Source organism: Pseudomonadota bacterium, assembly GCA_039196715.1.
Taxonomy (GTDB): Bacteria; Pseudomonadota; Gammaproteobacteria; order CALCKW01; family CALCKW01; genus CALCKW01.
Genome location: JBCCUP010000098.1, coordinates 1 through 14260, shown reverse-complemented (window position 1 = coordinate 14260; position 14260 = coordinate 1). Strand labels below are relative to the sequence as shown.

Annotated in this window: 18 protein-coding genes; 1 reads left to right on the top strand and 17 read right to left on the bottom strand. The window is 65.7% G+C overall.

Annotated elements, in window-relative coordinates; translation table 11 throughout:
- Positions 1–268: 268 nt before the first annotated feature.
- Complete coding sequence (locus AAGA11_20835; GenBank protein ID MEM9605321.1) at positions 269–1081, bottom strand: cupin domain-containing protein; 813 nt, start codon at positions 1079–1081, stop codon at positions 269–271.
- Positions 1082–1281: 200 nt separating this feature from the next.
- Positions 1282–2184: a LysR family transcriptional regulator gene (locus AAGA11_20830; GenBank protein ID MEM9605320.1), complete on the bottom strand. Its 903-nt coding sequence runs from the start codon at positions 2182–2184 to the stop codon at positions 1282–1284.
- 130 nt (positions 2185–2314) lie between these two features.
- Between AAGA11_20830 and AAGA11_20825 the strand changes: the two genes are divergently transcribed.
- Positions 2315–2632, top strand: coding sequence for a DUF1127 domain-containing protein (locus AAGA11_20825; GenBank protein ID MEM9605319.1), 318 nt, complete (start codon positions 2315–2317; stop codon positions 2630–2632).
- Positions 2633–2679: 47 nt separating this feature from the next.
- On the opposite strand, the gene AAGA11_20820 is transcribed toward AAGA11_20825, so the two are convergent.
- From AAGA11_20820 to AAGA11_20750, 15 genes are all read right to left on the bottom strand, one after another.
- Positions 2680–3156: a GNAT family N-acetyltransferase gene (locus tag AAGA11_20820; protein MEM9605318.1), complete on the bottom strand. Its 477-nt coding sequence runs from the start codon at positions 3154–3156 to the stop codon at positions 2680–2682.
- A gap of 74 nt (positions 3157–3230) precedes the next feature.
- A complete protein-coding gene (locus AAGA11_20815; GenBank protein MEM9605317.1) occupies positions 3231–3716 on the bottom strand; it encodes a YdeI/OmpD-associated family protein in 486 nt (161 codons plus the stop codon).
- Positions 3717–3781: 65 nt separating this feature from the next.
- Positions 3782–4522: a GGDEF domain-containing protein gene (locus AAGA11_20810; protein ID MEM9605316.1), complete on the bottom strand. Its 741-nt coding sequence runs from the start codon at positions 4520–4522 to the stop codon at positions 3782–3784.
- Positions 4523–4711: 189 nt separating this feature from the next.
- Positions 4712–5215 (bottom strand): cupin domain-containing protein, encoded by a 504-nt coding sequence (locus AAGA11_20805; protein MEM9605315.1) that lies wholly within the window; start codon positions 5213–5215, stop codon positions 4712–4714.
- Positions 5216–5247: 32 nt separating this feature from the next.
- The gene (locus AAGA11_20800) at positions 5248–6324 is read right to left on the bottom strand and encodes a VOC family protein (protein MEM9605314.1); all 1077 of its coding nucleotides are present in this window, start codon (positions 6322–6324) and stop codon (positions 5248–5250) included.
- 63 nt (positions 6325–6387) lie between these two features.
- The gene (locus AAGA11_20795) at positions 6388–7095 is read right to left on the bottom strand and encodes an alpha/beta hydrolase (protein ID MEM9605313.1); all 708 of its coding nucleotides are present in this window, start codon (positions 7093–7095) and stop codon (positions 6388–6390) included.
- A gap of 47 nt (positions 7096–7142) precedes the next feature.
- Positions 7143–8804 (bottom strand): hypothetical protein, encoded by a 1662-nt coding sequence (locus AAGA11_20790; GenBank protein ID MEM9605312.1) that lies wholly within the window; start codon positions 8802–8804, stop codon positions 7143–7145.
- 45 nt (positions 8805–8849) lie between these two features.
- A complete protein-coding gene (locus tag AAGA11_20785; protein ID MEM9605311.1) occupies positions 8850–9125 on the bottom strand; it encodes a DUF3303 family protein in 276 nt (91 codons plus the stop codon).
- 90 nt (positions 9126–9215) lie between these two features.
- Complete coding sequence (locus AAGA11_20780; protein MEM9605310.1) at positions 9216–9542, bottom strand: hypothetical protein; 327 nt, start codon at positions 9540–9542, stop codon at positions 9216–9218.
- 42 nt (positions 9543–9584) lie between these two features.
- Positions 9585–10748: an alpha/beta fold hydrolase gene (locus AAGA11_20775; protein ID MEM9605309.1), complete on the bottom strand. Its 1164-nt coding sequence runs from the start codon at positions 10746–10748 to the stop codon at positions 9585–9587.
- Positions 10749–10804: 56 nt separating this feature from the next.
- Positions 10805–11737 (bottom strand): DMT family transporter, encoded by a 933-nt coding sequence (locus AAGA11_20770; GenBank protein ID MEM9605308.1) that lies wholly within the window; start codon positions 11735–11737, stop codon positions 10805–10807.
- A complete protein-coding gene (locus AAGA11_20765; protein MEM9605307.1) occupies positions 11727–11954 on the bottom strand; it encodes a hypothetical protein in 228 nt (75 codons plus the stop codon). Before AAGA11_20765 ends, AAGA11_20770 begins: the two co-directional genes overlap by 11 nt.
- A gap of 301 nt (positions 11955–12255) precedes the next feature.
- Positions 12256–12720: a GyrI-like domain-containing protein gene (locus tag AAGA11_20760; protein ID MEM9605306.1), complete on the bottom strand. Its 465-nt coding sequence runs from the start codon at positions 12718–12720 to the stop codon at positions 12256–12258.
- A gap of 369 nt (positions 12721–13089) precedes the next feature.
- Positions 13090–13548, bottom strand: a complete 459-nt coding sequence (locus AAGA11_20755) for a flavodoxin domain-containing protein (protein ID MEM9605305.1) — start codon at positions 13546–13548, stop codon at positions 13090–13092.
- 165 nt (positions 13549–13713) lie between these two features.
- On the bottom strand, positions 13714–14260 hold a 547-nt coding region (locus tag AAGA11_20750; protein MEM9605304.1), incomplete at its 5' end, for a pseudoazurin.

Sequence of the window (14260 nt, the reverse complement as noted above, 5' to 3'; positions counted from 1 at the left end):
TTGCAATATCGACCCCAACGTGGGTAATGTGCATAACGGACTTCCTCCTCATCGTTTCGTTTCAATGGGTTACGTGTAAACACCATTGTGGTGCCCAGACACCGTCAGTCGAAAGGGTGGGGAGGAGTCCATCCCATTGCCGTCGTTGCGAAGCGACACGGGGGCCCGCCTAGGGGCGATGATTCGTACGAGGTGGCCACTTCAAGCACCGCTTTCGTCGGCTCTCGCTGCGCGAGGAGACGACTCCCACAGTGAAGGGCACGGTTTGTTACATGCGATACACGAGCAGGGTGGCGCCTGCTGTCGATGTAGCCGAGCCCTCTACGCCCGCGGGGAGGTACACGGTGCCGCCGGTGGTGACGGTGTGTGCCTGGCCGCCGGCATCGACGTTGACAGTGCCATCGAGTACGTAGAGCACTTCCAGCTGACTCGCCGATCGGTCCGGGGCATACGTCGCCCCAGCGTCGAGACGTTGCACCGCCATCGAGGCCAGCCCACCCGTGTCGGCGGTGTCGAGCTTCGCTGTGCGGGAGCCGGCCTTGTCCTGCGTGACCACACCCTCGTCGGGCCGCACGTGCACCGGCGCGGGCCCGGGTGTGGTGCGGGTGTCGCCGGGCGAGGCCGTGCGGAAGTCGTAACGCGTGTTGCGGTTGGCGATCGCGATCGGGTTGTAGCGTTTGTACCAAGGCGCGTTTTCGATTTCGGCGAGCATCTTGTCGAAGCCGGCCGGCGCGTAGAACATCAGCATGCGCGCGCCGGTGCCTGAACGCGCGGCGTGTGGCACGCCACCGGGCACGTACACGACCGCGCCCGGGTCGGTGGTGAAGGTGTCCGCGCCGACGGTCCAGTGGATCGTGCCGTCGAGGATGTAGAAGATCTCGGTGTGGGTGTCGTGCAGGTGCAAGCCGAGGTTGAAGCCAGGCTTGACATTGTCCTGCACCATCGTCAGCACGCCGTTCGACTCCGCGCTGCTGACCTTGACGAAGATGTGGTCGTTTTCCCAGTCGTAGTCCTCGCCTTCGCCGGCACGTCGAATCACCACGCTGGCCCCGGCACCCGCAGACGCTCCTTGCACGGTCACAGGCGCGCTCTCCACATCGGTTGAGGGGCTCGTGTTGACACAGGCGCTCATGCCAGCACAGGCGAAGAACACCCAAGCGGCTCTAAATCGCACCCATTCGAACAGTGAATTCGACACAGTAGTTCCAGGCTTGGTTTATTGGCGATACAGCGCCGATCATACCCAGCGTGGACAGCGGATGCGAGGGTTTCGAAGGGGTGTCAGGCCGCTTTGCGAGGTTGCAACGCGCGGATGCGGTCGGCCAACATCTGCACGGCGGCGGACGGGTTGGCGCGAACGATCATGCCGGTCATGCACGACGGCAACGTGGGCAACCCCGCTGACGCCGGAATCTCCGCCACGTCCCCGTGGCACGCCGAGCGCGGGATGGGCGCGATCGCGAGATCCGCACTCAAGCCCGCGCGCTGGCCGGCGATGTACGCGCTCTTGAGCGCGACGCGGTAGTCGCGCTGTTGCGCTTCGAGCCCTTCGAGCGCGACACGGCGCCATTCGCAGCCCTCCTCCCACACGGAGATCGGGAGCGGTGTCTGCTCAACGGCGACGCCGTTGCGCGCGCCAGCCCACACCAGCGCTTCTTCGCAGATCAGCTCGACCGACAGCCCGTCGTAGGTGGCGCCGGTGCAGCCAATCAGCGCGATGTCGAGGTGGTCGCGGCGGAAGCCGTCGGCAATCTCTTTCGCGTTGTCGACGATCACATCCACCTGAATGCCGGGGTGCACGTCGCGAAACTGGCACAAGAGGTTGGGCAGGTGCTGCTCGGTGAAATGGTCTCCCGCACCGAGCCGCACAAGGCCCGATTCGGCAGGTTCGACAAATTTGCTGAGGATGTTCTGGTTGAGCGCCAGCACGCGACGCGCGTGCGCGAGCAGCAGCTCGCCGTGCTCGTTCAGCGTGACCGAGCGGCTGCCGCGCTCGATGATCGCGCGGCCCACCAGCTCCTCGATGCGCTTGACCTGCATCGAGACGGCCGACGGCGTGCGGTGGACCACCTCGGCCGCGGTGGAGAAGTTTCGGGTCTGTGCAATGGCAACCAGGGTCCGCAGCAAGTCGAGGTCCAGGAGCGGAACGGGCTTGGCGGGGGCATCGAGCGCGGCGTCGGACACGGAAGCACCTCTTTCTATCAGATTTTCTGAAAGCTAAGTTAATTACTATTCGTTTGATTGAAACATTGTGTGGGCCCATTGTCTACCCACGCCGCCACACCCGCGGCACACCGCCCATTTGGAGAGGAACATGGCAATGGCACACTGCACGCACTGCGACCTGGACCTGAACCGCGTCGAGATCGCTCCACTCAGCTCAGCAAACGGGTTGGCTTTCGCTGCCAACGCCTGGCGTCGGATCACGGGCGCACTGCGCGCCTGGCGGCGTCGGCGCAAGCTCACGCAGCTGCACGACCTCGACGACAAGATGCTCCGGGACATCGGCGTGACCCGCGCCGAGCTCCACCGCGTCACGCGGCTGCCGCTCTCGGTCAACGCCGCCGTCGAGCTACAGAAACTGGCACTTTCGCGGCGCCAGCAGGAGTTCACGGGCAAATTGCCGCGCTGACGGCACCGCTGGCCTGCCCCACGGGTGCCCCGGTCGGGCACCCGTGGTCAGACGGTGTCGGGCGCCGACAACGCCAGGCGAAGCAACGGCAGGAGACGCCCGGGCACGCTGTCGGACTCTCGCTCGCCCACCCGCACCGCACCGACCGCGCGGTAAAACCCCTCGGCGTTCGGGTCACTCTGAATGCACACCGAGGTGTATCCACGGCGCTGGGCCAGTGAGACCACGTCCGCCATCAGACACCGCCCGACACCGGTGCCAATGCGCGCGGGCAGAACAAACAGTGCGTCGAGCTCGACCTCGGCGTGCGACAGCGGGCTCACCGCATGAAACCCCACCACGGCCCCCGCCACCTCGCACACGCGGTAGAGCGACTGCGGCGAGCGGATGTCGTCGGCGGTGACCGTGAGTTCGGCGCGGAACGCAGCCATTTGCGCGTCGGTGTAGCCCCACACGGCCTTGGCGTCGAACGCGATCGCAGTCAGAAGCGCCGCATCGGCGGCCACGGCATCACGCAGGTGCATTGGTCTCTACCCTGTTGAATGGGTGCCATGCCTGCACCTAATGCGCGTGGGATCGGGCTGTCGTGGCGTACCGATCATCCTTGGCGCAACACGTCAAGAACCTCTCTCACCCGCTTGCGTTGCGTTTCGAGCGTCTTGCAGTCGTTGACGCGGTGCACCAAGGCCCGCTGCTTGCCAGCAGTCAGCACCTCGAATGCGGCACGCGCTGTCGCGTCACGACTCAAGGCCGAACGCAACGCTTCCGGGACATCGACATGCTCGGGATCAGCCAACCGAAACATCACGTTGACCTCGTCACCGCACTGTACACTCGCCGATTTGAGCACGGCCTTGGACACAATCAGGTACCGCTTGCCCTGCCCAGGCTGAAACGCCCCGTCGACCGGAATTTCGGCGACCTCTGCGTGCACTCGCAGTCTGGGGTGGGAGGCAAAGGGCTCGCGGTTCAGCCACGGCTCGGGCAGGTAGACCACGGTGTAGCCCATACGCCCAAAATCGTGGTACTCGATCGACGCTGTGAACTCCCAACGCTCGGTCATGAACGCGTCCAGTGAACTCATCTTGCAGATTGCCCCCGGTGTCCGGCCGAACCCGGTGAACGCGCAGTGTATGACGGCGGTGCTGACTAGGCTGCCTGGTCGAGCTCTGCAGGCATTTCGCAGGTGTCGGCCGTGGCAAACACGGTCTGGTTGCGGCCATTGCGCTTGGCCTGGTAGAGCGCGATGTCGGCCTGGTGGATCGCGCTTTCGGCGTCCCGGGCCTGCATCACGGTCGAGCCGCCGATCGACACGGTCACGGCCACCTGGCACCCGCCGGCGTCGAACTGGTGCTTGGCGATGCTCTTGCGCACGCGCTCGCTGATTTCGTGGGCGCGGTTGGCGTCGGCGTCGGCGAGGAAGATGGCGAACTCCTCACCGCCGAACCGGCAGACGATGTCGTCGTTGCGTACGCTGTGGCGCAGGTGGCTCGCAACGTTGGCAATCACCTTGTCGCCAACGAGGTGGCCGTGGGTGTCGTTGATGCGCTTGAAGTGGTCGATGTCGACCATCAGGCACACGCCGTCCCGCTCGGGCTGCGCCGCGAGGGCGGTGAAGAAGAAGTCGCGCGTCGCGACGTCGGTGAGGTTGTCCCGTGCGACCAGCAACTCGAGTTGCCGGTTGAGGTGGCTCAATTGCCGCAATTTCAAACCGAGATAGACCGACACCAGGCCAAACACGATCACGGTGCCGCGCAGCATCTCCGGCGCGACGGTGCGGAAATAATCGGGCGCGTAGACGTCGTAGGCCACCGTCGCCGTGAGCAGGGCTGCCAGCGCGACGATGAAAACCGTGTACGCAATGTTCGTGTGTGAGACCCGATCGTCCATACCGTTTCCAGTTGGGTTGCCGACCGAGTCGCTCGCGCTGCACGCAACCGACCCGGGTGTGCGGGCCGGTGCAGTGCACCCACCCTGCGGTCAACCGCTAACAACCGCCGACAGCACGTCCGGCCACACCACACCCCGGTGCCGTTACCGCACGCCTTCGCATGGCTATCGGCCCCTGGGCAAGGATCATTAACTGTCTGTGTGCGATCTTGTATCCGGGTGCGACACGGATCTGGGCGTTTGAACCAACGGCGCGAGCGCTGGCGCACCGGCCAGCAGCCGCTGCGCTGGCCCGGATACCGGGTCAATCAGCTCGAAGTCGGCGAAGTCGAAGCCCGGTCCAACCGAGCACCCCACCAACACCGTGCCGTCGAGCGGCGCGGCGGCTTGCCAGACCCCCGCCGGCACCACGTGGCAGAAGGTGTCGGTCGTCGCGGAGAGCACGTGCGCGTCCGGCGCCGCGTCACCGCCGCCCCAGGTGTAGAGCGTGACGCCGTTGCCCCGGTAGAGGTTCCAGACTTCGTCCGAGGCCACCTTGTGAAAGCGGCTCACCTCGCCCGCGGCGAGTTCGAAGTAGATGTGGGTCAACGCCGCGCGCTCGCGGCCGCCGTCGCCCCGGACCGTGGCAGCGGAGCGGAACACCTCGCGAAAGCGACCGCCCTCGGGGTGCGCGATGAGATCAACGGGTTGCATGGTGAGCTCCTGATCTGGGGCGTCGAGCCGCCTCAACCCGACACCCACGGTTCCACCAGAAGGTAGACCGACAGGCCGAGCCAGGTCAGGGTGATGGTCCAGAAGAGTGCCGGGTGTTCCCGTCGGTCGACCCGCTCGAGGAAGTGGGTGACGCCGCTTTTCAGGTCCGGCACCACCCACAACAGGAAGAGGACCCCCCAGAGCCAGTTGGCCTCGAGCAGCACGGCGGCCGCCACCACGAACAGGCCCGCCGTGGCGCGCCATTTCACGGCACCGGTCGCGCGCGTTCGGCCAGCGATGTCGCGCCCGGGCGTGTCGTCCTCGACCAGGTAGAGTGCCGCGCCCTGCGGGTCGGCGATGAGCAGCGCGTCGCGGTCGCCGAGAGGCTGCACCGCGAGCACTTCGCCACCGGCCTCGTCAACCGCCGCGGCAGTCGAGTCAAGGCTGTCGACCGCGACGTACACGCCCCAGTATTCCTTGTCGCCCTTGATCGCGTTGGGCGTCACCTGAATGCCAGCGACTGCCGCGCCGTTTGACGCCGCGTCCACCAGCGCGTAACGGTCGGTGCCAGACGCAGGGGCGCCCGCCGCGGGGGCGCCCGCCGCGGGGGTCACGCGCCAACCGAACACGGCCTCGTAGAAGGGCTGCACGCGCGTGAGGTCGGACACGTGCAGCTCGTGCCAGACCACGCGACCGGGGCCCTGCCCCGCGTGCGGCGGGGTGCCCAGCTCGCCTTCGAGGCAGGTGAAGCCCGCACCGGCCGGGTCGCGCACCAGCGCGATACGGCTGTTGCCGGGCCCGGGCGTGGGTGCCACTTCGATCCTGGCGCCGTGGGCCTCGGCGGCCGCCACGGTCCGATCGAGGTCCGCTACCTGCACGTAGGACATCCAGAAGGACGGCATGTTGATCTGCTGGAAGGCCTCGGGCATCACGTAGAGCCCGGCGGTTGCTGTCTGGCCGGCCACGCACACCTCGTAGCCGTCGTCCGCCCCGTGGTACGACCAGCCGAGCGTGTCGGTGTAGAAGGCCTTCGCCGACGCGAGGTCGAAGGTGGAGAGGTCCGCCCAGACGAAGCGGTTCACCGCGTGAGGGCCGCCGCGCGCTGCCATGTGAATTCCCGAGGTGCAAACCACGCAGGGTACACCCCGCTCAGGCCCCAGGGCCAACGCCGTTCAGAGCGTGCGCAACACCTCTGCCAGTGCGCCCGGTGCGGTGATCATCGGCCAGTGGCCGGTGTCGAGCGCAACCACATGCCAAGCCGCGTCCCGCTTCAAGCGCTCGACTGCCGCCGGCGCCGTCGGCCGGTCCCGCGTGCAGAAAACGTAGGTGTGCTGCACGGCGTCGACCGGGTGCTCTACACTCGGCACCGACTGGTAGAGCGTCTCGATCGGGTGCGGCCGCGCGTGGGCCTGAAACCACGTGTGGTCGGCTTCGCTGAAATCGGACATCACCGACATCACGCCAAGGTCGTCCGGCACGGGCCAGCGGCTTGGGTCGCCCTGGGCTGTGGCCTCCGCGCGCACGGCAGCCTGGCCGGCGGCTGACCAGTCGGACACCAGCGACCGTCCGGCCGTCGGCAGGGCCGCGTCGAGGTAAACCGCATGCGACACGCAATCGACGAGCTGCGGCACCGCGCCGGCAATGACAAGGCCGGCGTAGCTGTGGCCGACCAGCACCGCGTCACGCACCCGGTGAGCACGGCACACTGCGACCACGTCGGCAACATGCCGCGCGAGGTCAACGTCGTCGGCCGCACCGGCATCGGGTGTCAATCCACTCAGGGTCGGCGTCACGAGGCGCCAGTCGGGCAGCTCTGGTGTCAGCCGCGCCCACACCCAGCCGCCAAGCCACGCGCCCGGCACCAACACCGCCGTCCGCATCAGCTGCCCCTCCCTGCCCGGCCCACGACATACCGGTGCGTTGCCATTCAGGCCTTGGCGCGGTGCACGGTCAGCTGCGGGAACGGGATCTCCCACGCTTCACGCGTGCAGGTGTCGACGCACACCTGTTGAATCAGGCGTTGCAACCGGTAATACGCCGAGGCCGCATCACTGTGCATTTTCACCCCAAGCCAGATGTCGAGCGAGGACGCGCCCGCCGACTGCAGGTCGGTGTGGATGCCCAGCACATGCTTTGCGAGGTCACTCTCGTGCAACGCGGCCTCGAGTGCCACCTTCATCGTCGCCGGTATGGTTGTCACGCTGTCGGCCTGATGGGCATAGCCAACGCCGAACACGGCGCTGACAAAGTAGCTGCCGCTGCGGGTGAGGTTGTCGAAGACCGTGTGGTAGAACTCGGCCGTCGGGATCATCGACTGGGTGCCCGCCAGACTGGCCACGGTCACGTGCTCGGGTGTCAAAGTCTGCACCTGCACTACCCGGCCATCGCCGAGCAGGATGACGTCGTCGCGCGACGCCGGAAACCAGGCTTCGCTGCCAACCGGGCGCGAGCTCAACGCCAACATGTCCTGCAACGGCAAGCGGATGATGCCGGTGATTTCCGGGTTTCGCAGCACCGAATACATGTTGAGCTGCGTCACCTTCCACGGCAGCCCGTTGTACATCACCCGCTCGTCCTCGCGGATCGCGCCGAGGTTGAGCAGCAGTTGCAGCTCATCAAAGAAGCGCGGAATTGCACTGCGCAGGCTCAGCACCAGACCGGCCGCGATCAGAAACGAGATGGCCATCAGCAGGATGTCGCCACGCACGTAGAAGACGACCACCACCGCGATCATCATCAACAGTGTCCGCACCGCCTTGAGCCCGTAGTGCACGATGCGCTGCCGCGTGCGAAACGCGCGCACATCCTCGCCGTCCTGTCGGCGCGTAACGAGTATGGAGAGCAGGTGCGCCACACCGTAGACACCCACCGCTGCAGCGACGGCAAGCAGCAGTGTCAGACCGCGACCGTTGCCGAATTCAATCACGCCGTCGCGCAACTGCACCCACACGGACGCGTCGCTGCGCTGCAGGTTGTCGAGCTGCACCGTCGAGAGATTGATGACCTGCTCGAGCTCCTGGTGCCGTATGACCCAGGTCTGTTGCAGCTGCTCCAGCGCACCCCGGGTTTCGTCGTCGTCGACCGCCTCGAGCGTGCGGGCGATGTTCTCGGCCGCGAGCTCCGCCTGACGTTTCTGGGTCGTCGCCTGCTCGATCTTGGACTTGAGCACCTCGATGCGACGTGGCTTCTCGGTGATCCGCTTGAGGTTCTGCATCACCGGCATCAGCACCTGGCTCAGTTCGGTGCGCCAATCGAGCTGGGAGTTGTCGGCCTCGAAGACTTCGAGGTCCACCGAGCCGATTGCGATCTGCTCGATTGCGAATCGGGTCTCGCGAATATCGGCGTTCAGCTCGTCGAGGCTGATTTGCATCTCCGGCACATCACCCGCATCTGCGTCCGCAAGGGCTTCACGCAACTCGGAGCGGGCTTCCTGTTTGCCGTTGAGTGCATCAACCAACTCGTTGAGCTGACGCAGCTGGACCTGTTGCGCGTCCTCGGCCTCCGCGCGGCCCTCGGCCTGTGCCAACGGCACGAGGAGCACCGACGCGAAGACGGCGGCGAGCAGAATCTGGGGTGTCGGACAGCGCACGGGTCAATCAACCTGGGTAGAGACGCGCATTGTCGCACAGCCTCCTCAACCGCCAGTGGACGGCGAAGACGTATCGGCAGGTTTGTCGCGCAACGCCACCACCTCGAAACGCACCAGATCGGACCAGGCGGTCTGCCAGACGTCGAACAACGCCGGGTCGTCGGTTTCCATGAGCTGAAAGCAGCGCGCGCCGTCGTCCGACAGCCAGCTGTCGAGGTAGACGAGGCCGTCGGGCAACTGTCGGCCGCTGGCGTGAAAACGCGCGTAGACCGCATCGAGCTGGCCGGGTGCAATGTGTTCGATCACCATGAAGCGCGTCATGGATTCACTCCTCTGCGGCTGATTGTCGGCGTCAGACAGCAGCCGCCGCCACAGGGTCAAAACCGGTGTGCGCGGCCACGCACGGGCGCCTCAGACCGTGCTGTCGAAGGCGGCGCGGCACCTGGGGCAGGTCTTGTGCCGCAGGAAGCCGAGGCGCGCGTAGGCGGTGGCACCGCAGGCTGTGCAGAACTGTGTGAGCGACACCGCGCCCCAGGCCGCGCTGAACATCACCGCGGCGAAGAGCGCGAGCCCCGGCCAGCGCGCGCCGTGCTGGTAGGCCAGCACCACCACCGCCACGCTGAGTGCGGTGACAAAAGGCGCCCAGACCGCCTGCTTGCGCCCGGCGTTGCGGCTCAGGGTGAAGTAGCCGACGCCGATCACATAGGCGCCCAGCCAGAGAAATCCGGTGTATTCCATGCAGCCAGTATCCACCGCATGGGTGCGCGAGGCCAACCGGCCCTACTCGGCTGGCTCGCCCTCGAAGAAGACCTGATCGAACACGGTGAACAGGTAGGGGAAGTCGGGGTTGTAGGTCGTACGCGCCACCGGCACGCCGTCCGGCGATGGGGTGTGTTGTGCGCCGAACCAGTGTTCTCGCGCCCGCATGCAAGCCATGAAGATCGGGTACTCGTTGCCGTTGCACACCAGGACGCGACCGGCCTGACCGAACAGCGGGTTGTCCGGGGCGTTCAACAGGCTCAGGTGCGACTGGTTGAGGATGCGCCGCTCCGGGTAGTGGCTGCCGCGCACGATCTCGCCGTCACGGGCGTCGAGGTCCGCGTCGTTGCTGTAGATCAGCAACCGGCTGTCGGGGTGCACAACACGCGATTGGAAAATGCCACGACTGTGGTCGACGTCGACCACCGAATCGACATCGGTGACCACCATCATCACCGGCATGCGCAGCCGCTTGTCACCCCAGCGGTTCGCGAGGTAGCGTGTGGCGTTGTAGTACTGCGTGCCGGAGTTGATCGGGATGGAGTTGTACTTGATCGGGTTGTCTTCGAGGATGATGCCGCCGAAGACGTAGGTCTCGTAGTAGTTGTACAACCACGACCAGCGCAACAGGTGGTTCAGGCGGCTCTTGTACGCGGGCGAGATCAACAGCAGGCCAGCGATGTCCGGGTTGTCGAGCGCCAGCGCGGTGGCGAGCACGCCGCCGAGCGAGAAGCCGCCGAGGTACATCGGGGTGTCGTCGACGTCCCAGAGCGCAAGGTGTGCCCGGGCCGCTTTGATCCACGACGAGTAGGCGATCTCGAGCATGGCGTCGGGGTGCGAGCCGTGCCCGGGCAGCAGCACCGAACGCACGTCGAAGCCTTGCGCGGCGAGCACCTTCGCCATGTCGGTCCAGACGTAGGCCGAGTCGTTCAAGCCGTGGAACAGCAGGAGCTTGCCACGGTAGGGGACATCTGGCGACGCCCCCAACTCGAACGGCAGGTTGAGCGCGACCGCGTCAGGCCCGCGCCCGAACAGCGATTGCGCGGCAATGTGCGCGTGCACCTTGTCCACGTGCGCAGCGAAATCCGCTTCCGGCGCCGGGAAGGTGTCGTTCTCTGTCACACCACCCGATGCACAGGCAGTACAGACCGCCAACAGCAGGCAGCTCAGCATCGATTTGATCATGTCAAGCGCTCGCAGCACACGACGCCGTGTCGGCGCGTGAGGTCGGACTGAGATCGTCATTTTGGCGCCGCGTTCAACCGCGACAAGAGGATGCCACCTGCCACAATCACAGCGCAGCCCAGCCAGGTCACGCCGTTCGGAACCTCACTGAAAAACACCCAACCGAGTATCGCCGAGAACGGCAACCAGGCGTAGTCGACGGGCGCCACGATCGAGAGGGGCGCCGAGCGGTAACCCCGGATGGTGCAATACTGCCCAAACAGCGCAAGCGGACCCAACAGCAAGGCGAAGACCACCGTGGCGGGGTCGGCCCATTGCCATTGGGCGAGTGCCGGCAACAACATCAAGCAGAGCCCGAAGAACGTCAGGTAGAGCATGACCGTGAGCGCGCGTTCGGCTCGACCCAGCACACTGATCAACAGCCCTTCCACAGCAAACAAAAAGGCCGCGAGGAACGCCACCGAGGCGGGCACGAGCGCAAGCCCGGATTGGAACGCGCCCTGGTTTGACAACACCACGGCAACCCCGGCAAGCGTGATTGCTACCGCGAAACCGTGACGCCGCGTGACCGTTTCCTTGAGCACCACCGCGCCGAGCATGAGTGCAAGCACACCGTAGGAGAGCCCGATGGCGGTGGCGTCAACCAGCGCCATGTTGGCCGACGCCCAGGTGATTGCCACAGCCGCCCCACATCCGCTCACCGCACGCGCGAAATGCGCCCAGGGCTGCGTACTGCGGTGTGCGACCAGGCCGCCCTGGGCACGCACCAGGACCAGCAACACCGCCATACCACCGACGTAGCGGATCAGGGTGATCTGGAACACGCCCATCCGCCCGTCGACAAACTTGCCTGCCGCGAAGATCACGGACCACAAGAACGTGCTGAGCAGCACCCACAGCAGGGCGGGCAGATGGGTGTGCGATGACGTGGCGCTCGCACGCCTGAGCGAACCCCCTCGCAGCGCACGAGGGTGCTTGTCACCAGCCACCCTTTCGCTCCCGGTGGTCTTGCAGGTGCCGAGGCAACACCGAGGGTGGCTTGTACAGCGCGCCGTAGGCAAAGAGCCCCACCACGGGAACCAACAACACGACACTCCACCACAGTTTCGTCAGCACCCCGACTTCGCGTCGCCACAGGCGCACTGCGAGCACACCAGCAACCGCTGCGTGCACGCCGAGAATGGGGTAGACGAAGGCGTCCTGCATGTCGTCACACTGCCTGGGTTTGGCGCAAAGCCTAGCGCGTTTTTCAGCCCGGCCCGGTGCGGGCATCCGAGCCGGGCCGACGCGGTGTGCCGCATGGCAGCCCGCAGCAAGACCGGGGTGCGCTGGACGGTGGCGCGTCGCGGCCACTGCGGCGGCCGGCCCTGCAGCCACGTGTCTGCGCGCGAAGTCGGCACGCGCCTGCCTCGCGGTGTTTTGCACAATCCGGTTGCCGTGTCGGGCCCGCGTCGACGAGAGGCGGTATCTCGCCTGCGTGACCTGGCGCTTGGGTGCGAGCGCCGCCTCAGGCGATCGGCACCCAGATCTCGTAGACCATGTTGTCTGGTGAGGCGTCGTCCGAATAGGGGTAGCGCTCGAACACCGCGCCCTCGCGTTGGCTTTCGCCCGAACCGGGAAGCCAGTCGCTGAAGATCGCGTCAAAGTACCCTGGCAATTCGCTGACCGGCCCCTGGTTGCGAAACACGGCGTAGCGCCCACCCGACAAGGTCACAGTGCACGCACCTTCGGGCAAGTTGTCGGGTGTCGGGGTGATGTGCCGACCGATGGCGTAGGTGAAAGCGCCATCGGGCTGCGCGTTGAAGGACGCCCCAAACGCCGCCATCTCTTCGTCACCTTCAAATTGCCAACCGCGGCCCCAGAAATCGACCCACATCGGCGGGATCTCAGCGCGGGTGTCCAGCGTAAAGTTCCGCGAGAGCGCCACCAGGGTTTTTTCGGGAGCGTCGACCAACTCGGGGGACAGCGTCATCACAGCAGGCCTACCTTACAAAGGGGTGCACCATTCTAGTGTGCAGCCGCCTGCGGGTGCCAGCCGCTCCGGGCCGCCCCCGACGCGGAGCAGGCGGGGCCGGCAAACGCCGGCAGGGCTTCGCAACGGCCAGGCACTCAGCTGAATCGAGCGCCAGCAAAGGCACCTTGGCAAGTGTGTTAAGTGCCGGCACGGCCTCGACATCGGCACACCATGGGGGGGCTCAGCGTGATCGCCACACGCCGCACTCAGGGTGAGTCGTTCTGACCAACCAACCGCACGCGCACACCCCTAACTGCACACAGCGACCGGCTTCTGCCGGTGGGTCTCGGCGAGGGCCGAAGCGGGCTCGACCCGCTGCCAAACCGATCAGGCGGCGCTGTCCAGGAACTCCGACAAGCGCGCTTTCACCCAGGGTATGGCGGATTCCTCCGGCATGTCCCCGCTTGAGGCGTCGTACAAACCGCGTTCACCGATTTGCTTGGCGCCGTGGTTGAGCAACAGGTTCATGAGGGTTTCGGAGCCCTGGTTGAAGGTGTCGCCAAACATGGTGTCGCCCAGCCCGAAGATACAGAAGTTGACGTGGCTCAGATCGGGGCTATCCGCCTCCAACTTGCTGGCGAACATCTCGGCCATGGTCGGCAAGTCACCGCAACCGAACGTCGAGCAGACAAACACGTAAAAGGTGTCAGCGACGAGCTCCGACGACGAGACGTTGTGCAGTTCGTGCATCTCGCAATCGTGTTCGGCTTGAAGCGCCGCCAACATGTCTTCACACAACACTTCCGCGTTGCCCGACTCAGTGCCATACAGCAGTGCGATCTTCACCCTATCACCTTCTCTCTTGTTCGGCCGCCAAGCCGCCGCCGCTCGCCCGACCTCGACCCGTTCCACGCAGGTGGAGCGGGTTCACACCCCGGAGTTCCGCGCCGGGGCGCGTTGGGCCATCCTGCTGCGCGCGCCGGCTTGCGCGGATGGGGCTACCAGGCAGCCCTAGTTGAGTTGCCCCATATACGTGTTAAGTCGGCCCTTGGCCAGCGCGAATCCGCTTTCCAATGCCTCTGCCTCGGCCAGCGCCGCGTCCAGATTGGTCGCTGAACCGACTTGTATCACGCCGACCATGGCCATGATCTTGTGCGGATCACACACATAGATGTACACGCCTTCGGTCTCGAGTGTGACGCTGAGCTCCTTGTTCAGCGCGCCAGCCCACTCCGCAGCACCGTCCGGCACCAGCACCGAGCGCGAGTTGTGCGCTGGGTCGGTTGGCTCGAAGATCACCGTGTCACCGACGTTCGCTTTCAAGACAGCCGGCTCGAACACCATCGATCCGCCATCGGCACCGGTATTGAGCATCTTCACCCGATGCACGACGGGCTCCGCCGCCGGGCTCTCGGCAGCCGCCGCGTCCACGCTGGCGTCGCCGGCATCGGACTCAGCCGAGGCTGTATCGGCACCCGATTCGAGCGAGGTGTCGACGAGATCGAGGTAGCCGTTCAACCGGCCCTGTGCCATCAGAAACGTGCCTTCCAGCTCCGCC